The organism is Microbacterium sp. ABR10, assembly GCF_057812175.1.
Genome location: NZ_CM173821.1, coordinates 2,064,327 through 2,083,736, shown reverse-complemented (window position 1 = coordinate 2,083,736; position 19,410 = coordinate 2,064,327). Strand labels below are relative to the sequence as shown.

The 19,410-nt window shown below is 71.1% G+C and carries 11 protein-coding genes; 6 read left to right on the top strand and 5 right to left on the bottom strand.

Annotated features, from left to right (window positions below):
* Positions 1-98 precede the first annotated feature (98 nt).
* Both ACXKZF_RS09665 and ACXKZF_RS09660 read left to right on the top strand, forming a co-directional pair.
* Positions 99-3,245, top strand: coding sequence for an ATP-dependent helicase (locus ACXKZF_RS09665; RefSeq protein WP_055953720.1), 3,147 nt, complete (start codon positions 99-101; stop codon positions 3,243-3,245).
* Positions 3,242-6,529 carry an ATP-dependent helicase gene (locus ACXKZF_RS09660; RefSeq protein WP_488985985.1) on the top strand — a complete coding sequence of 1,096 codons (3,288 nt, stop codon included), beginning with the start codon at positions 3,242-3,244 and terminating at the stop codon, positions 6,527-6,529. The genes ACXKZF_RS09665 and ACXKZF_RS09660 overlap by 4 nt, the downstream gene beginning before the upstream one ends.
* Positions 6,530-6,625: 96 nt before the next feature.
* Here ACXKZF_RS09660 and ACXKZF_RS09655 read toward each other — a convergent pair whose 3' ends face one another.
* The gene (locus ACXKZF_RS09655) at positions 6,626-8,056 is read right to left on the bottom strand and encodes a phosphotransferase (protein ID WP_488984069.1); all 1,431 of its coding nucleotides are present in this window, start codon (positions 8,054-8,056) and stop codon (positions 6,626-6,628) included.
* Positions 8,057-8,164: 108 nt separating this feature from the next.
* Between ACXKZF_RS09655 and nudC the strand changes: the two genes are divergently transcribed.
* Both nudC and ACXKZF_RS09645 read left to right on the top strand, forming a co-directional pair.
* The gene (gene nudC / locus ACXKZF_RS09650; RefSeq protein ID WP_488984068.1) at positions 8,165-9,124 is read left to right on the top strand and encodes an NAD(+) diphosphatase; all 960 of its coding nucleotides are present in this window, start codon (positions 8,165-8,167) and stop codon (positions 9,122-9,124) included.
* On the top strand, positions 9,121-10,872 hold the full coding sequence (locus ACXKZF_RS09645; RefSeq protein WP_488984067.1) for an ATP-dependent helicase: 1,752 nt from the start codon (positions 9,121-9,123) through the stop codon (positions 10,870-10,872). Before nudC ends, ACXKZF_RS09645 begins: the two co-directional genes overlap by 4 nt.
* A 944-nt stretch (positions 10,873-11,816) precedes the next feature.
* On the opposite strand, the gene ACXKZF_RS09640 is transcribed toward ACXKZF_RS09645, so the two are convergent.
* Positions 11,817-13,271: a zinc-dependent metalloprotease gene (locus ACXKZF_RS09640; RefSeq protein WP_055953739.1), complete on the bottom strand. Its 1,455-nt coding sequence runs from the start codon at positions 13,269-13,271 to the stop codon at positions 11,817-11,819.
* Between the two features lie 128 nt (positions 13,272-13,399).
* On the opposite strand from ACXKZF_RS09640, the gene ACXKZF_RS09635 reads away from it, so the two are divergent.
* Together ACXKZF_RS09635 and ACXKZF_RS09630 are read left to right on the top strand one after the other, a co-directional pair.
* Positions 13,400-14,527 (top strand): YlbL family protein, encoded by a 1,128-nt coding sequence (locus ACXKZF_RS09635; RefSeq protein WP_055953742.1) that lies wholly within the window; start codon positions 13,400-13,402, stop codon positions 14,525-14,527.
* A gap of 43 nt (positions 14,528-14,570) precedes the next feature.
* Positions 14,571-17,519, top strand: coding sequence for a UPF0182 family membrane protein (locus ACXKZF_RS09630; RefSeq protein ID WP_055953745.1), 2,949 nt, complete (start codon positions 14,571-14,573; stop codon positions 17,517-17,519).
* A gap of 347 nt (positions 17,520-17,866) precedes the next feature.
* On the opposite strand, the gene ACXKZF_RS09625 is transcribed toward ACXKZF_RS09630, so the two are convergent.
* Genes ACXKZF_RS09625 through ACXKZF_RS09615 form a run of 3 tightly spaced genes read right to left on the bottom strand, consistent with a single transcriptional unit; the run spans position 17,867 to position 19,409 of the window.
* Positions 17,867-18,757 carry a prenyltransferase gene (locus tag ACXKZF_RS09625; protein WP_488984066.1) on the bottom strand — a complete coding sequence of 297 codons (891 nt, stop codon included), beginning with the start codon at positions 18,755-18,757 and terminating at the stop codon, positions 17,867-17,869.
* On the bottom strand, positions 18,754-19,071 hold the full coding sequence (locus ACXKZF_RS09620; protein ID WP_488984065.1) for a lycopene cyclase domain-containing protein: 318 nt from the start codon (positions 19,069-19,071) through the stop codon (positions 18,754-18,756). Before ACXKZF_RS09620 ends, ACXKZF_RS09625 begins: the two co-directional genes overlap by 4 nt.
* Complete coding sequence (locus ACXKZF_RS09615) at positions 19,068-19,409, bottom strand: lycopene cyclase domain-containing protein (RefSeq protein WP_243223284.1); 342 nt, start codon at positions 19,407-19,409, stop codon at positions 19,068-19,070. The genes ACXKZF_RS09620 and ACXKZF_RS09615 overlap by 4 nt, the downstream gene beginning before the upstream one ends.
* Position 19,410 lies beyond the last annotated feature (1 nt).

The window sequence follows — 19,410 nt, the reverse complement described above, 5'->3', positions numbered from 1 at the left end:
CTCCCGGGACGACTCCGAGCGGTAGGGCCTCGCTGGCAAAGCGCGGCGCCCCGGGCCACCAGCGGAGCGATGTCGGAGGTGCGGTTTAGCGTGGACGCATGCAGATTCCGGATGCCGTTGCCCCCGAGGCATCCCCCCTGCTCGGGGGCGGTCTCGACGTCGACCAGCAGGCGGTGGCGTCGTGGGCGGCGGAGGCCAGCGGAGCCGTGGTCGGCGCCCCGGGCTCGGGCAAGACGACGGCGCTGCTCGCCCGGGTGCGCGAGCTCGTGGCATCCGGGGTCGATCCCGACCACCTGCTCGTGCTCACTCCCACGCGGCCGGCCGCGACGGCGTTGCGCGATCCACTCGCGCTCGCGGTGGGGCGCGCGACATCGGGTGCGCTCGCGCGATCGGTCGCGTCGTTCGCGTTCCAGCTCGTGCGCGGCGCCGAGGTGCGCCGTGGCGCCGAACCACCGCAGCTGCTCACGGGCGGCGATGAAGACCAGATCATCCGCGACCTTCTCGAGGGCGACGCTCTCGACGAGATCGACGGCGTCTCGCGGTGGCCCGACTGGCTCGGCCCCGCGATCAGGGCGACCCGGGGCTTCCGCGGCGATGTTCGCGCGTTCCTTGCCGAGTGCACCGACCTCGGGGTGTCGTCGACCGACCTGGCCGACCTCGCCGTCCACCTCGACCTGCCCGTGTGGGCCTCGCTGGCGTCGTTCTCCGACGAGTACCGCGCCGTCCGCGCGTCGATGCGCGGGGCCCATCGCGACGCCGCCGACCTCGCCCGCGAGGCCGTCGCCGTGCTCGACGACGCCCGCGCGGACCGCGAGTTGCTGGGGCGCTTCGCGGCGCTGCGGTGCATCCTCGTCGACGACGCGCAGGAACTCACCCCCGGCGGTATCGACGTGCTCGGAGCGTGTCGCGCGCTCGGCATCGGCGTGGTCGCCTTCGGCGACCCCGATGTGGCATCCGGTGCCTTCCGTGGCGCGACCCCGGAGAACTTCGCCCGGCTGGCCCGTGAGCTCGGCACGACGGTCGCCCTGGGGACGCCGCACCGCGGAACGCCCGAACAGGTCGATCTCGTGCGTCAGGTGTCGTCGCGCATCGGCGCCGCCGGCGTCGTCGCGCACCGCCGGGCACCGCAGGGCGCGCCGGTGCAGGGGTCGGTGCGCACCTACCTCCTCCGCTCGCCCGCCGAGGAGGCCGACGCGATCTCGCGGTTGCTGCGGGAACGGCACGTCCTCGGCGGTGTGCCCTGGGGCTCGTGCGCGGTGATCGCGCACGACTCGCGTCAGGTGGCCACCCTCGAGTCCGAGCTCGCCGCGCGCGAGGTTCCGGCCCGGGCCAGCGGGCCCGGCCTGGCGCTCGGGGTGCAGCGACCCGTTCGCGACCTCGTGCGCCTCGTCGAGCTGGGCATGACCGACCCCGACGAGTGGTCTCCCGAGGACATCGTCGACGCGCTCCTCGGCACGTTCGGCGGCCTCGATCCGATCGAACTGCGCCGGCTGCGCACCGCACTGCGGCACGCCGAGGTGGCAGACGGCGGCGTGCACTCGGCGACCGACCTGCTCGTCTCCGGCGTGCGGTATCCGCTCGAACTCGCCGCGGTCGACACCCGCGAGGCGCGGCGGGCCGTCCGCCTCGGCGAGACTCTCTCAGCCCTCGGGGCTCAGGCGCGATCGCGCGCGACCGCACACGAGATGCTGTGGACGGCGTGGGAACGCAGCTCCCTGGCGCGCACCTGGCGAGAGGCCTCACGGGGGCACGGACCCATCGCCGAGCAGGCTGATCGCGACCTCGACGCGGTCGTGGCCCTCTTCCAGGCGGCGAAGCGCTACACCGAACGCGAACCCGACGGCGAAGCCTCGATCTTCCTCCGCGCGGTGCTCGACAGCGACGTGGCGGAAGACCGCATCGAGCAGCCCGCCGTCGTCGACACGGTGCGCATCCTGACCCCCGCCGCTGCGGCGGGCACGGCGTTCGACACGGTGATCATCGCCGGCGTGCAAGAGGGCGTGTGGCCCAACACGCGCCTGCGCGGGGGACTGCTCGAGACCTGGCGCCTCACCGACGCGGTGCAGAACCCCGACCTCCCGGCCGCGGGCATGCTCGATCGACGGCGAGCGGCCATGCACGACGAGCTGCGCCTGTTCGTGCGCGCCCTCAGCCGCGCCGAGCGCATGCTCATCGTCACGGCGGTCGACGACGACGACACCGGACCCAGCGTGCTGTTCGAGATGCTCCCCGCGCCCGAGCCGGCGGCATCCATTCCCGAACACCCGTTGTCACTGCGCGGTCTCGTCGCGCGCCACCGACGCTCGCTCACCGCGCCCCGCGTGCCCACGGCCGATCGCGCCCATGCGGCCGGGCAACTCGCGCTGCTGGCCGCGGCCGACGTGGCCGGGGCGTCGAGCGACGAGTGGTACGGCGTCGCGTCGCCGACCTCCACCGCGCCGCTGCGCGACCTCGATCGCGAAGACGTGCGCGTCTCGCCGTCGCGTCTGCACGCCCTCGAGGAGTGCCAACTCGACTGGGTGATCGCCGACCTCGGCGGCGATCGCGGCGGGACGACCGCCGGCATCGGCACGATCATCCATGCGGCGCTCGAAACGGCGTCGTCGTCGTCCGAAGATGACCTGTGGGCGATCGTCGAGGAGCGCTGGGGAGAACTCGCGTTCGATGCCGTGTGGAGAGAACGGGCCGAACGAACGCGCGCGCGTGATCTCGTACGGCGGCTCGCCGCCTACCTGCGGCGCTTCGACGACGCCGGCGGGCGACTGGTGGGCGCGGAGCGGCACTTCGAGGTGCCGATCCCGCTCGCCGACGCCGGCGAGCACGGCGCCGTGCTCAGCGGCGACATCGACCGTGTCGAGATCACTCCGGCGGGCGAGGTCGTGATCGTGGATCTCAAGACCGGCAAGAACGAACCGCAGACCGACCAGAAGGTCGCCGACAATCCACAGCTCGCGGCGTATCAACTGGCCTTCTCGTCGGGGGCGATCGAGCAGGTGGCGGGGTTGCCGTCGGGTGGGGCGAAACTCCTCGTGCTGCGGCCGAGTGCGACGAAGAAGGACTACGCCGAGCCGACGCAGCAGCCGTTCGACGATGCCCAGCGTGACGAGTTCGTCACGCGCGTCCAGCGCGCCGTCGGCGTCATGCGGGGCACGAGTTTCGCCGCACCGTACGAGGTGCACTGCCGGGACGAGTTCTCCTACGGTCTGTGCCGCATCCACACGGTCTCGGCGGTGAGCGCCTCATGACCGGTGGTCTTTCGGCCGCGACGATTGCGGCCGCATTAGGTCTGTTCCCGCCCACCGCCGAGCAGACGGCCGTCATCGAGGCACCGCTTGCCCCGGCGCTGGTGGTGGCGGGTGCCGGCAGCGGTAAGACCGAGACGATGGCCGGCCGCGTCGTCTGGCTCGTCGCCAATGCTCACGTGCGTCGAGACGAGGTGCTCGGTCTCACGTTCACGCGAAAAGCCGCGGGTGAATTGGCCGAGCGCATCCAGAGGCGACTGCAGCGTCTGTCGGAGTTCGAGTCGCGTGGCCTGTTGCCCGCCCTTCCGGCCCTGCACGCCGCGGGCAGGCTCTCCGTTTTCGGCGACCTGGCGCAGGTCGAGGGCGCCCGCGGCGACGCGGCGCGTCGAGAGGCGCTCGACGCCCTCGCCTCCGAGGTCGGTGTCTCCGCCGTGTCGGCGTCCGACGCCGACCAGCTCCTGCACCGCCCGACGGTGTCGACCTACAACAGCTTCGCCGACTCGATCGTGCGCGAGCATGGGCTGAGGATCGGGCGGGATGCCGAGTCGGCGGTGCTGTCGGAATCCGCCGCTTGGCTGCTCATGCGACGCGTCGTGTTCACCTCCGACGACCCCCGCCTGGAGGAGCGGCAGGAGTCACCGCGCACGCTCATCGACGCGGCTTTGCGGATCGCCCGCGACGGCGTCGACAACCTGGTCGACCTCGATCGGCTCGCGGCCTTCCCCGACGAGTTCGGCCGGGTCGTCGAACGCCCCTCGACCTCCAACCGCGTCGATGTCTACAAAGAGGTAGCGGATGCCGCGACGAAGGTGTCGGCGCTCTCGCTGCTCGCCGACCTCGCCGCGGCGTACGACCGTGAGAAGGCGCGCCTCGGCGTCATGGACTTCGCCGATCAGGTCGCCGGTGCGCTCCGCATCGCCCAGGAGCATCCGGCCGTCGTCGAGGAGCTCCGTGCGCGATACCGTGTCGTGCTGCTCGATGAATACCAAGACACCTCGGTCGTTCAGACCGACCTGCTCGCGACGCTGTTCGGGGGGACGGGGGTCATGGCCGTGGGCGACCCGCACCAGGCCATCTACGCCTGGCGTGGCGCGAGTGCGGGCAACCTGGGCGGATTCCCCGCCGCCTTCGCGCCCGCGTGCGAATCCCAGCATTTCTCCCTGCTGACCAGCTGGCGCAACAGCGCGCGGGTGCTCGACGCCGCCAACGCCGTCCTCGCGCCGCTCGCCGCCCGCGCGGCTGTGGCGGTCGAAGAGCTGCGATCACGGCCGGGTGCGCCCGACGGTGTCGTCGAGACGGTGTTCGAAAACGACCTCGATGCCGAGGCCGACCGAGTCGCGTCATGGTTCGTGGGCGTACGCGCCGCGCGCGCCGCGGAGGGACGCCTCACCACGGGGGCACTGCTGTTCCGCAGCAAGAAGCACATGGTGCGCTTCGGCGACGCGCTGGGCCGTCGCGGCATCCCTCATCGCATCCTCGGGTTGGGGGGTCTGCTCACGACACCCGAGGTGGTCGACGTGGTGTCGGTGCTTCGCGTCATGAGCGACCCCGAGGCGGGGTCCGCCCTCATCCGTCTGCTGTCGGGACCGCGATGGGCGGTCGGCCTCGCCGACCTCCGCGCGCTCGCCCAGGTGGCGCGCCGCCTTGCCACGCACGACGTCGCGCTCCAACCTCTGGCGGCCGACGTGGTGAACCGCCTGCGTTCGACGCCGGGCGCCGACCGGGCTTCGCTCGTCGACGCCCTCGACTTCGTCACGCGCCAGACCGACGGTCACGGTTGGTTGGCCGACATCACGCCCGAGGGGCGCGCGCGTCTGCGCGAGGCGGGGGCCGTGTTCGCCGGGCTCCGCCGTAGTGCCGGCGCCCCGATCCCCGAGCTGATCAGGCTGATCGAGACCGAGCTGCGACTCGACATCGAGCTCGCCGCGAACGAGTCGCGCGGACCCGCGCGCATCGCGTCGGCGCAGCTGCGTGCGTTCGTCGACGAGATCCGCGGCTTCCTCGCGGCCGACGAGTCGGGGTCCGTCGCGAGCCTCCTGGCCTGGCTCGACCACGCCGAGCAAGCCGACGAGTTCGCCCCGCGCACCGAGCCCCCCGAGGCCGACGTCGTCCAATTGCTGACCATCCACGGGTCGAAAGGACTCGAGTGGGATGCCGTGGCGGTGGTGCGGCTCGTGACCGACGAGCTGCCGTCGCTGGCGCGCGACACCAAAGGCTGGTTGGGCTTCGGCATCCTGCCCTCCGAGTTCCGCGGCGACTCCGCCTGGCTACCCGTCTTCGGCTGGCGCGGCGCCGAGACGCAGCAAGATCTGAAGGCAGCGATGGAGGCGTTCGTGTCCGACAATCGCGCGCGTCAGCTGGACGAGGATCGACGACTGGCGTACGTGGCGTTCACCCGCGCCCGCGACCATCTTCTGCTGTCGGGGTCGAGTTGGTCGGGCACCAAGCGCCCGCGGCGACCGAGCGTCTTCCTCGAGGAAGCCGCGGAAGCCCTGGGCATCGACCTCGCCGTCGGCGAGCTCGGCGACGACCCGTACGACGGAGAGCGTCGGCTCCTGCACTGGCCGCTGGACCCTCTCGGCGCACGCCGCACCGCCATCACGGCGGCCGTGGCGACCGCCACCGCCGCGCGCGCGAATCCTCCCGCGCGCGCCGACGACGACCTGGAGCTGCTGCTCGCGGAGCGCGCTGACCGCCTGCGGCCGTCGCACGCCCCCGCCCCCACGCGCATTCCGGCGTCGAAGTTCAAGGATTTCGTCGCGGACTACGGCCGCGCCGTCGACGACCTGCGGCGGCCGATGCCCGAACGCCCGTACCGTCAGACGCGTCTCGGCACGCTCTTCCATGCCTGGGTGGAGCAGCGCTCGGGCCACGTCGGCGCGGGGATCGGGCTGGACGACGACGGTCTGTGGGATGACGACGAGATCGGGGCGTCCGCCGCCGACGCGGCGGACCTGCAGCGGCTGCGCGAGTGCTTCGAACGGTCGGAGTGGGCGAACCTCCGCCCCCTCGAGGTCGAGACGGAGATCGACTTCGTCACCACGCGACTCGACGGTCGCGAGCACGTCGTCATCTGCAAACTGGATGCCGTGTACCGCCGCGGCGACCGCTACGAGATCGTGGACTGGAAAACGGGTCGGCCGCCCACCACCGACGCGGATCGACGCGCGCGCATGCTGCAGCTCGAGCTCTACCGTGAGGCGTACCACGCCAAGCACGGCATCGACATCGACCTCATCGACGTGACGTTGTTCTACGTCGGCGACGAACTGGTGCTTCGGAGCTGAGAGCACCCGCGCGGGGTGCTTACCGGCTCAGGCGGGGTTGCCCCGGGCTCTGTCGCGCGCCAGGGCGTGGCGGGGCGGCCGCGCCCGGGTGAACGCTCAGGCGGGGTCGCCCGAGACCCCCCAGCGGCGGAGAGCGGCCCGGCTCGCGCGGAGGGCGTCTTCTTCGTCGTCGACGACCGTCTCGGGAGTCGATCCCGCGTGCGACGGCTCCCGCTTCGAGGCCGCAGCCGTGCGAGCCGTGGCGTCGCCGTGGTCCGACCCTTCCGCGGCGTCCGCAGCGGCGCCGCGCGGTGCGTCGTCACCCCAACCTTCCAGGTCGACGGGAGCGGTGGCGTCGTGGTCGACGCCGTCGGGCGCGGGCAACTGGTCGACGTGGAGGGCGCCGGTGGCGGCATCCGGATTCGCACGGTCGTCCATCGCGGCGGCGAGCGCATCTGCGGCGGCGGCGCGATCCCGCTCGACCGCGAGGTACAGCGACAGGGCCTCGGGGTCGTAGGCGTCGGTCTGCATCGACGTGTCGACGCGACCGGGCGCCGACACGGGAGGCACGCTCTCGACGAGCGCCATGGCGTCGTCGATGTCGCTCCGCGTGTCGGGCACGATGTGATCGCCGCGGACGCCGTCGGCCAGGGCGTCGAGCAGGGCGACCGCGTCGTCGACCACGTCGGCCTGTCCGGCGTCGTGACCGTGGACGAGCCACCGGGCGAACTCCAGTTCGGCATACAGGCGGGCGCGCTCACGCAGCAGGGGATCGGGTGACCGGTCGCCGGCCGCGGCGTAGCCCTCGTGCACGTCGTCGGCGGCGGCAGGGGCGGATGCCAGCCACCGCAGGTCGACCGCCGGGTCGCCGACGCTGAGGCCGGCCCAGTCGAGAACCCCCACGACGTGCGGGATGCCGTCGGCGTCGTCGGCGAGGACGACCGACGCGCTGGTCGCGCCGCCCAGGACGACCGCGGACTCGAAACGCCATAGTTCGTCGACGTCGAGGGCACGCCGCCAGCGCAGCATGAGGTCATCACTGACGCGCCCCGTGGCGTCGGCGCGGTCGAGCAGGCGTCGGATGTCGTCGCGGACCTGCTCGGACGTGCGGACCGGGAGACCGTCGGTACGCACGATGGATGCCGGGAGGGCATGGACGGCCGCGAGCGCCCCGCCGATCGCGGGTGCGTAACCGGGCCCCTTCGGCAGCTGCGCGGGATCGATGCGGTAGCCGTCGATGCGATCGACCACGAGCACGCGCTGCGTACCGGACCCGCTCTCGCCGAGGACCTCGGGCACGGCGAACGGCAAGAGTGCCCGCACGCCGGCGGTCAGGGCGTGCAGGGCTCGCGACTCCGCGGCCAGGTCGTGGGCGCCCTCTTCGCCGGCAGGCATGCGCACGACGACCTCGCGGCCGTCGTCGGTGCGCGCGAGCGCCGAGTCGAACCGTCCGCCCGCGTTCTCGGTGAGGGCCCGAGCGCTGGTGAACACGGTGCCGGGCAGAGCCGTCGTCGCCGACGCAGCTAAAATGAGGGGCGAGCGTGCCATGCCTCCCAGGGTAGGTGGGCCTCTCGCCCCGCCGTCCACGCCACGCCCTTGAGCGGGGGAGCTCGCGCCGGAACCGCCCGCCCCGTCCACTCGTGAGAGAGGTGCCTCATGACGCGCTCCGTGTTCACGCCGTCCGCCGCAGATCCCGCTGCGGGTCCGGAAGTGCGTATCGACAGGTCGGCCGCGGAGCGGGACGACCGCGATCTGCTGCCCCGCCTCCTGAACGACACCCTCACCCGCGTGCTCGCCGTGCGTCGCGACGCCGCGCCTGTCATCGGGGGCCATCTCGCCCTGGCCGAGGTCGGCCGACTTCGGGGGGCCACCCTCGAGAAGACCGCGACCACCGTGCCCGGCGTTCACGAGTGGGCGTTCCTGGGCCGTGACGGCGACGGGGGAGCGATCCTGCTCGCCGTCCTGGCCGACGACGCCCCCGACGACCTCGTCGCGGACGCCGCCTGGGCGCCGTTGCGCGCCGCCGGGGGCGATCTGCCCGCCAGCGAGGCGGAGGTGCTCACCACCGCCGTTGCCCTGGCCGGTTGGTTGCGCGACGCGCCCTTCTGCCCTGCGTGCGGCACGCTCACGCAGGTGCGCCATGCCGGGTGGTCGCGACACTGCCCGGCGTGCGGGCGAGAGCACTTTCCACGCACCGATCCGGCCGTGATCGTGCTTCTCACGTCAGCGGAATCCGACGACCGGATATTGCTCGGGGCCAACGCCGCGTGGGGCGGCCAGAGGTACTCGTGCTTCGCCGGGTTCGCCGAGGCGGGGGAATCCCTGGAAGACGCCGTCGCTCGTGAGGTGGAGGAAGAAGCCGGTGTCCGGTTGCGCGACATCGCGTACAGGGGTTCGCAAGCGTGGCCGTACCCGCGGTCGCTCATGCTCGGATTCCGCGCCCGGGTCGTCGACGACGGCGATGCCCGCCCCGACGGCGAAGAGATCGTCGAGGTGCGGTGGTTCACCCGCGACGAGATCGGTGCGGCGCTGCGCGAGGAGTCCGACGTGACGCTGCCGGGCGCGGCATCCATCGCCCGACGTCTCATCGACGACTGGTACCGGGGGATCGCATGACCGGCCCGCTCGATGACCTCGACGAGCACCAGCTCGAAGCCGCGCGTTCCCTGCGCGGGCCGGTCTGCGTGCTCGCCGGCGCGGGGACCGGCAAGACGCGCGTCATCACGCGGCGCATCGCGCACGGTGTCGACACGGGTGCGTACTCGCCCCAGCGAGTGATGGCGGTGACCTTCACCGCAAAGGCAGCGGGTGAGATGCGGGGGCGTCTGCGTGCGCTCGGGGTGTCGGGGGTATCGGCCCGGACGTTCCACGCCGCTGCTCTCGCACAGGTCAACTTCTTCTGGCCCACGCTCGCCGGCGACCAGGCCCCCTCGATCATCGACAACAAGGTGCGCATGCTCGCGCACGCGGCCGACGGCGTGGGCCTCTCGCCGGACACCGCGACGCTGCGCGACGTCGCGGCCGCGATCGAATGGCGCAAGGTCACCCTGCGCTCCATCGACCGGTACGCGGCGGACCGACCCGAGGGCGTCGGTCGTCTGGGCGTCGACCAGGTCGTCGCCCTGCAGCGCGCGTACGAGAAGCTCAAGGACGAGCGGCGCCAGATGGACTTCGAAGACGTGCTGCTGACGTGCGCCGGGATGATCGAGGCCGAGCCGCACGTCGCCGCCGCGGTGCGCGAGCAGTACCGGCACTTCACCGTGGATGAGTACCAAGACGTCTCGCCGCTGCAGAACCGCGTGCTCGAGCTGTGGCTGGGGGATCGGCGCGACCTGTGCGTCGTGGGTGACGCGAGTCAGACGGTCTACTCGTTCACGGGCGCCGATGCGAGGTACCTGCTGGACTTCGAGCGCACCCACGAGGACGCTCGCGTCGTGCGGCTCGAACGGAACTACCGCTCCACGGCCCCCGTGCTCGCCGTGGCCAACGAGCTCATGCGCGGACGAGCGGGCGCCCTCGAACTGGTCGCGGCGAGCGCTCTGGACACACCGACCCCCACCGTGCGCGCCTTCGACGACGACGAGGACGAGGCCACCGCGGTGGCGCGGTCGATCGCCGACTCCCTGATCCGCGGCGTCGACCCGCACGACATCGCGGTGCTCTACCGCGCACACGCGCAGTCGGCGGCGCTGCTCACCGCATTGTCGGGGGTCGGCGTGGCGGCATCGGTGCTGGGCGGGCGCAAGTTCTTCGACCTGCCGGAGGTGCGCCAGGCGCTCATGGCGCTCCGGGCGGCATCGGTCGCCCCGATGGAGACGGGTTTCCTCGCCACGGTGCGCGACGTCTTGCGCAGCGTCGGACTCACCGACGACCCGCCGGCGGCCGGCGGCGCGCTGCGCGAGGCGTGGGAGGCGCGGGCGGCACTGCTGCGTCTCGCCGAAGACGCACCGGAGGGCACCGACCTGCGCGCGTTCACCGATGATCTGCAGGCACGTGCGCGCGACCAGCACGAGCCGACGACGCGCACGGTGACGCTCGCCACGCTGCACGCGGCGAAGGGTCTCGAGTGGGATCACGTGTACCTCGTGGGGGTGAGCGAGGGGTTGCTGCCCATCTCGTACGCGAAGACGTTCGAGGCGGTCGACGAGGAGCGGCGCCTTGCCTACGTCGGTGTCACGCGAGCGGCGCGGACGCTGTCGGTGAGCTGGGCGCGAGGTCGGGGGCGCATGGAACGGTCTCCCTCGCGCTTCCTTCGGGAGATCGGCACTGGCACTCTTCGCTCGGCCGATGCAACTCCCATGCCCGCCGGAACGAATCGGCGCGCAGGCGCAGCGACCTCGTCGTCGACGCGATCGGCCCGCTGAGCAGAAATCGGGCGGCGCGTCCCGCCTCGGCGGCGAGGGCGACGTCGACGTCGGGGCGCGGGCGGCCCAGGAGCTGGGCGGCGATCGAGGGCCATTGTGCGTCGTCACGGCGCCGGGCCGCGTCGAGGCAGGCGAGACACGCGGTGCGCCCGGGGACCACCACGGGACCGACGGCGGCGCTGCCGCCGTCGAGCGTGAGCGGAATGTGCGTGACGTCTGCGCTGAGCAGCGCGGCCGCACGTCGCGGGTCGACGCGGTGGGCGGCCAGAAGCACCACGTGCGTGCCGGTCGGAACGCGGTGTCCGGCCGATCCGGCCCAGGGGATCACGCTCGCACGGAGTGGGAGGGCAGCGAGGACGGCTCGAACGACACGCGCCGGCAGATCGTCGGCGACCTGCACGGCGATCGGCGTTCCTCGCCGGGACGAGGCGATCGCGGGCGCCACCGCGTCGAGGAGCGCGTCGCCGTCGCCGTCGGCCGCGCCGTGCACGCGCGCGAGACCTCGCACTTCCGCCCGCGTCGTGCCGGCCACGAGAGCCGCGACCACGATGTCGACCCATCGACCGGCGAACGGGGTGTGAGCGAGCGCGGGCGCACCGAACTGCACACGGCCGTCATCGCGCCAGAGGGGGAGAGCGGAGGGATCGAGTCGGATCATGGCTCGATCCTGACCCGCCCATCGACCCCGGATGCCGCTGTCCCCACCCGCGGTCACGTTCCGGCGCGTGGGGAGGAGCCGTGAACCGCCACCGCGGTGCGGCCGTCGCCGGACAGCGGCCGTCGCCGGACAGCGGCCGTCGCCGGACAGCGGCCGTCGCCGGGACAGCGGCCACCGCCTGACCTCCGGCCATGCGTCCGCGAGGAGGGACCGAGCCGAGCGAACGTACGAACGCGCCCGGGGAGACCATGGATCTCCTCGCCGGGCGCGTTCGAGAGCGAGAGACCTACACCGGCCGCTGGTCGCCCGGCGCCGGGTCGTCGTCGGGCCGATCGTCGTCCGACGTCGGAGCGGTCCCCGTGTCTGCGGCATCCTCGCCGGCGTCGTCGGTCCGGCCGCCCTCGGCCTCTTCGGCCAGCAGCTGCGCGAGTGCGTCGTCCATCGCATCCGAGGGAGCCGCCTCGCCGCGGGAGGCAGCCGTGAGGCGCGCGATGAGGGCGGCGGGGTCGTCGATGTCGTCGGCGGTGGGCATGAGGTCGGGGTAGTCCCACAGCGCGTCACGTCCCTCGACGCCGACCGCGTCTGTCACCTGACGCCACATCACCGCGGCTTCGCGCATGCGGCGCGGACGCAGTTCCAGACCGACGAGCGAGCCGAGCGCCTGCTCGGCGGGGCCGCCGACCGCGCGACGCCGGCGAACGGCCTCGGCGATGCGCGCGGCCGAGGGAAGGCGGGAGGTCGCGTCTTCGGTGACGACGTCGACCCATCCCTCGATCGTGGCGAGCAGGTTCTCGAGGCGCGTGAGGGCAGCGGTCTGCTCCTCGGAGCGTTCGGGCAGCAGCGCTCCGCTCTCGAGCGCACCGCGCAACTCTTCCGGCTGCGACGGATCGAAGCGCGAGGCGAGTTCTTCGAGGGCGTCGGTGTCGACGCGGATCCCGTGCGCGAAATCGCGCACCTGGGAGATCACGTGCAGCCGCAGCCAGCGCGCGTGACGGAACAGGCGGGCGTGCGCCAACTCGCGCGTCGCGAGGTACAGCGCCAGCTGGTCGTCGGGGATCTCGAGATCACGGCCGAAGTCTGCGAAGTTCTGCGGCAGGATGGCCGCCTCGCCGTCGGGCATGACCGGGATGCCGACATCGCCGCCGCCGACGACCTCGGTCGAGAGCCGGCCGACGACGTGACCGAGCTGCGTCGCGAAGAGCGACCCGCCCACGGTGCGCATGAGGCGCCCCGCTCCGGCGATCATCTCCTGCATGTCGTCGGGTGCCTGCTGGCCGAGAGCCGCGGTCAGGGCGTCGGCGATGCTCGTGGCGACGGGCTCGGCGAGCTCCTGCCAGACCGGGAGCGTCGCGGCGACCCAGGCGCCACGGGTGACGGCGCGGGGCGGGAGCGGCAGGTCGGCGATGGTCGTCGCCTCGCCCAGCCAGAGGCCCGCGAGCGTGAAGGCCTGGTCGAGGTCGGTGCGCTGACCCGTGGTCACGCCCAATCCGTCCTGGTTGGCGATGTGCAGGGCCTGGCGCTCCGCCAGGCTCCAGTCGACGCCCTCCTGCGTGCCCGCGAAAGCGCCCTGCAGCTGGTTCATGACCTGCTGCAGCATGGCGGGGTCGATCTGCATGCCCGATAGGCGGGAGAGCTGCTCGGGGTCGATCCCGCTGGTGTCGCCCGACATCAGGCGGCGCATCAGCTCCTGGAACTCCTCCTCGGGGCTCCGGTCGTCGGGCCCGCGGTTCTCGTCTGCCATTTCGGCCGCCTTTCAGCCAGGTCTGGGGGAACGAGTCCTACGCTAGTCGCACGCTTCCCCGCATCTGCCGGCCCGGCCTCGCGCCGCTTACGCCGCACGCGAACGACCCGGCAAAGGACCCCCCCACCGTGACCCTGTTCGATGAGAACGTCGCCGTCGTGCCGGCGCCCCGCGAGCGGTGGAGTCGTCGCTCCGTCGTCGGTGTGTGGGCGCTCACCATCGCCTCGCTCGTTCTGCTCACCCTGACGTTCCTGCCCTCGGCATACGTCATCCAGCAGCCCGGCCCCGTCTTCGACACGTTGGGCACCTCGCAGAACGCCGACGGACAGGACGTCCCGCTCATCTCGGTCCCGGACGAAGACGACACCACCTCCACCGGGCAGCTCGATCTGCTGACGGTGCAGGTGAGCGGAAATCGCGAGCGCACCCCCTCGTGGCTCGAGCTCGCCGGGGCGTGGTTCGACCGCTCCCGCGCCGTCGTGCCCATCGATCGCATCTTCCCCGCGGGCCAGAGCACCGAGCAGCGCAACACCGAGAACGCCGCCCTCATGACCGACTCGCAGAACGAAGCCAGCGCGGCCGCCCTCCGCGAGCTGGGGTACGACGTTCCGGCGGAGATCACCGTTGCGAGCACCGACGACGACGGAGCGTCGGCGGGTCGACTGCAACTGAACGACGTGATCGACTCGGTCGACGGCACGGCCGTCACGAGCGTCGAGGGGATCCGTTCCAAGGTCCAGGATGCCGCGGGCGGCCCGGTCACCGTGGGCTTCGAGCGCGATGGCATCCCGGGTTCCGCGCAGATCACCCCCCGCGAGACGACGGTGGACGGGCAGACGCAGTACCTCCTGGGCGTCGTTCTCGGCATCTCGTTCGATCTCCCCGTCGACGTCACCATCCAGCTGAACGACGTGGGCGGCCCCAGTGCGGGGATGATGTTCGCGCTCGGGATCATCGACAAGATGTCGCCGGGCGACCTCACCGGTGGCGTGCACTACGCCGGCACCGGGACGATCGACGCCGACGGCAACGTCGGACCGATCGGTGGCATCCGACAGAAGCTCTACGGGGCTCTGGATGCCGGCGCGACGATGTTCCTGGCTCCCGAGGCGAACTGCAATGAGGTCGTGGGTCACGTGCCCGACGGTCTGCGCGTGTTCTCGACATCGACTCTGGAGCAATCTCTGACGGTGCTGGAGACGGTGCGCGAGGGAGGCGACCTCGACGCCCTTCCCACGTGTGGCTCGGGATCGTAGCATTCACGGCTTACCCCGAGAAGGCCACGCCTAGGATGAAGGGGTGACCACGACCTCAGTGCCGAACCAGGCCACGCCCCCGAATCGCTCCCGACGGATCGTCTCCATCACTCTGGCGGTGATCGCCGCGCTCGTCGTGGCATTCTTCGTCTTCGCCAACCTGTATTCCGACTGGCTGTGGTTCGCACAGCTGGGCTTCACGGGCGTGCTCACCACGCAGTGGATCGGTCGCAGCGTGATGTTCGTCGTCGGCTTCCTGGCCATGGCGGTGCCGGTGTGGGGCGTCATCCAACTCGCATACCGCCTGCGCCCGGTGTACGCGCGCCTCAACTCGCAGCTCGATCGCTACCAGGAGGTCGTGGAGCCGCTCCGCCGCCTCGCCATGTGGGGCATCCCCATCTTCTTCGGCTTCTTCGCCGGCTTCGCCGCGTCCGCCCAGTGGGAGACCACGTGGCTGTGGATCAACGGCGTGACGACCTCCGTCACCGACCCGCAGTTCGGCCTCGACACCGGCTTCTATCTCTTCGCGATGCCGTTCTACGCCGCGGCCCTCGGGTTCGCCTCGGCCGTGGTGCTCGTGTGCCTTCTGCTGACGGCCGTCGTGTCGTACCTCTACGGTTCGGTGCGTGTGGGTCAGCGCGAGCTGCGCATCTCCAAGGCCGCCCGTATCCAGCTCGCCATCCTCGCCGGTCTCTACCTGCTCCTGCAGGGTGCGAGCCTGTGGCTCGACCGTTTCCGCACACTGGTGGAGCCGTCGGAGCGCATCACGGGTCCCGGCTACGTGGGAGCGAACGCGGTCATCCCCGGTCAGACGATCCTCGCGATCGCCGCCGTCATCGTCGCCCTGGCGTTTTTCGTCACCGCGTTCCTCGGCCGCTGGCGCTACCCCCTCATCGGTACGGCCCTCCTGGTCGTCTCGGCCGTCGTCGTGGGCGCGGCCATCCCGTGGGCGGTCACCACCTTCCAGGTGCGCCCCAACGAGCTCACCCTCGAGAGCCAGTACTACCAGCGCAACCTCGACGGAACGAAGGCCGCCTACGGCATCGACAACGTCGAGAAAGAGAACTTCCAGGCCACGACCGAGGCCGAGGCCGGTCAGTTGCGCGACGACGCGGAGTCCACCGCGCAGCTGCGCATCATGGACCCCGCGATCATCGGCCCGACCGTGCGCCAGCTCGAGCAGTACCGCGCGTACTACCAGTTTACGAACCCGCTCGACGTCGACCGCTACACGATCAACGGCGAGACGCAGGACACCGTGGTGTCGCTGCGCGAGCTCAACATCGGCCAGCTCGGCGACGCCGCCTCGTGGCAGAACACCACCCTCGTCTACACGCACGGCTACGGCATGGTGGCGGCCGCCGGTAACGAGCGCACCGCCGACGGCGACCCGGTGTTCCTCGAGCAGGCCATCCCCGGCACGGGCTTCCTCACCGATCTGCAGTACCAGCCGCGCGTCTACTTCGGCGAGCAGTCGCCGACGTACTCGATCGTCGGTGCGCCCGAAGGCACGGATCCGATCGAGCTCGACTATCCGCTGGGCGCGGACGGCGGCACCGAGACCCGCACCACGTTCGACGGCGACGGCGGACCGAGCGTGGGCAACGTCTTCAACCGCCTCATCTATGCCCTGAAGTTCCAGTCGGAGCAGATCCTCTTCTCGGACAGCGTCAACGATGCATCCCAGATCCTCTACGACCGCGACCCCAAGACGCGCGTCCAGAAGGCCGCGCCGTATCTGACGCTCGACAGCGACCCGTACCCGACGGTCGTCGACGGTCGCATCAAGTGGGTCATCGACGGCTACACCACGAGTGCGAACTACCCGTACTCGACCGGCGTCTCGCTCTCCCGCGCCATCGCCGACTCGAACAACCCGGCTCCGACCTACGCACTGGATGACATCAACTACATCCGCAACTCGGTCAAGGCCACGGTCGACGCGTACGACGGCTCGGTCGATCTGTACGCGTGGGACGACGAGGACCCGCTGCTGAAGGCGTGGCAGAACATCTACCCGACCTCACTCCAGCCCTGGAGCGCCATGTCGGCGGATCTCATGAGCCACGTGCGCTACCCGACCGACCTGATGAAGGTGCAGCGCTCCATGCTCGGCGTCTACCACGTCGACGACGCGGTGTCGTTCTACCGTCAGGACAACCGCTGGACCACCCCGAACGACCCGCAGGACCCGGCGACCTTCCAGCCGCCGTACTACCTGACCATGAAGATGCCCAGCCAGGACGACCCGTCGTACTCGATGTTCACGAGCTTCATCCCGGCATCCCAGGGTGGACAGGCACGAAACGTGCTGACGGGTTATCTCGCGGTGGATTCCAACGCCGGAGACCAGGCGGGGTCCAAACGCGACGACTACGGACGTCTGAGAATGCTCGTGATCGATGCGGCCACCACGGTGCCCGGACCCGGCCAGGTGCAGAACACCTTCGACTCCGATACCGCCGTCTCGTCGCAGATCAACATCCTGCAGCAGGGGCAGTCGGAGGTGCTGAACGGTAACCTGCTGACACTCCCGGTCGGCGGTGGTCTGCTCTACGTGCAGCCGGTGTTCGTGCAGTCGTCCGGTGACACGCAGCTGCCGCAGCTGCGGCGCGTGCTGGTGGCGTTCGGTAATGAGATCGCGTTCGAGAACACGCTGAGCGAGGCCCTCGACACCCTGTTCGGCGGTGACTCCGGCGCCAACACGGGCGACGAGGCCGTCACCCCGGTCGACCAGGGCCAGGGCGGAGACACCGGCGGTACCGGCGGTGGCACCACCGTCCCGGCCGGCGACTACGCCGCGGCGCTGCAAGAGGCCGGCGACGCGCTCACCGCCCGACAGGCGGCGCTGACCAGCGGCGATCTGGCCGCGTTCGCCACGCAGGATGCCCGCCTGACGGCAGCGGTCCAGCGTCTGCTCGCCCTCGAGGCGGAGGGACAGGGTGGCGCAACCACTCCGACCCCGACCCCCGAGGCCACGCCCGCGGGCTGACGACCCTCACCACGACGCCGGCGCTCCGCATCCGCGGGGCGCCGGCGTCGTCGTACGGCCGGCGCGCCCTACCCCGGCGGACGACCCGTCCAGTGTCCAGGACACGCCGGTCGCCGCGGTCCTCAACGGCGAGTCCTGGACACTCAACAGATGTGATGGCGCACCCGCGGTCGTCCCGTCCGCGTCCTCACGGCGTACCCACGCACCCGTTGAGTGTCCACGACACTCCGCATTCCGCCCGCGGGTGCGGCGAGTCTTGGACACTCAACACCGTGTGAGCGCCAGACGGGCGGTCCGGGCGTCCGGGACACCCGCTACGCCCGCCCCGCTCCAGGCGCGGTAGCGCGCTATGCGCTGAGGAACCACCACCAGATCAGCAGCATCGTCGTGCCGAATCCGGCGATCTGGTTCAGCCAGAGGAAACGGTTCCACCCTGCGGTGGCGCGGTCGCTCTCGGCATCCGTCACGTTCCGGTAGGGCCAGCAGACCACCAGGTACGGGATCACCAGCACGGCCGCCAACGGCCCCGGCCAGGCGGTGAAGAGCATCGCCACGCCGGCCAGCGCGTAGGCGGTGAGGGCGAAGCGCACGGTCCACCGCGCCCCTCGGGCGGTCGCAATCGACGAGATGTCGGCGGCGCGGTCGGCCTCGACATCCTGCACGGCTCCGAAGGCGTGCGACGCGATGCCCCACAGCGCGAAGGCCACGAACACGAACAGCAGCTGCGGCGTCCAGACGGCCCCCGCGAGCACGAAGCCGTACACGGCGGGGGAGAAGAAGTGGATGCTGCTGGTCATCGAGTCGAGGAACGGTCGTTCCTTCAACCGCAGCGGGGGAGCGGAATAGAACACGACGAAGAACAGGCTGAGCGCGAGCACAAGCCACGACAGCGGCGAACCGATGATGACCAGGTACACCACGAACGGCAGGCACGACAGGGCCGCGGCCCATAGCGTGATCGGGTGCATACGCTTGGCGAGCACCGCGCCGTGTGTGCCGCCCTTACGGGGGTTGCGCAGGTCGGACTCGTAGTCGAACACATCGTTCACGCCGTACATCGCGAGGTTGTACGGCACGAGGAAGAAGATGATGCCGACGATCAGCGGTGCATCGATCTGTCGGGTCGTGAGCAGGTACGCGGCGGCGAACGGGAAGGCCGTGTTGATCCAGCTCACCGGACGAGATGACACGAACAGCTCGCGCACGATGCGAACAGGTGTCAGCGCGGGCAGAGTCATGCGGCATCCTTCGACGACGTGTGGGGGGCGAGCAGCGTGAACACCGCCGGGACGAGGAAGGCGGCGCACAACGGATACGCGAAGTCCTCGATCGGTGCGAGGCCGACGCGCAGGCCGCTGAGGTGCTCGGTGGGGTAGGTGAAGAGGTCGACCGCGATCATGAGGTTGTCGAACACCAGGGTGAGCGCGACCAGCACCAGGGCGAGAAGACCCGAGGATGCCATGCGCTCGCGGAACCGCGGGCGCCCCCGCGTCGCGAGGGTCACCAGCACCGTGGCGATCACGAAGGGCAGGACGATCAGCGGATAGGTCACGCGCGCCCCCGGATGCCGGCGCGAGCCCGCGCACGCGCACGACGCTCGAAGACCGCGTACATCACGACCGACAGATAGCTCAGGAACAGCAGGAAGAAGACCTCTTCGAGCGGCAGGTGGGGAGCGAGCTCGACCCCCACGAAGAGCGGACTCTCGCCCTTCACGAACACTCCCGTCACGATCCCCACGGCATCCCACACGAGGAAGAACGCCGTCGCGATGAGCACCGTCAGCGTCGTCCGCAGCGGGGCCACGCGCAGCGCCAGCGAGAACTTCACGTCGATCGCGATCATGCCCGCCAGCGAGAACAGGATCGCGCCCAGGTAGATCCCGGGCACC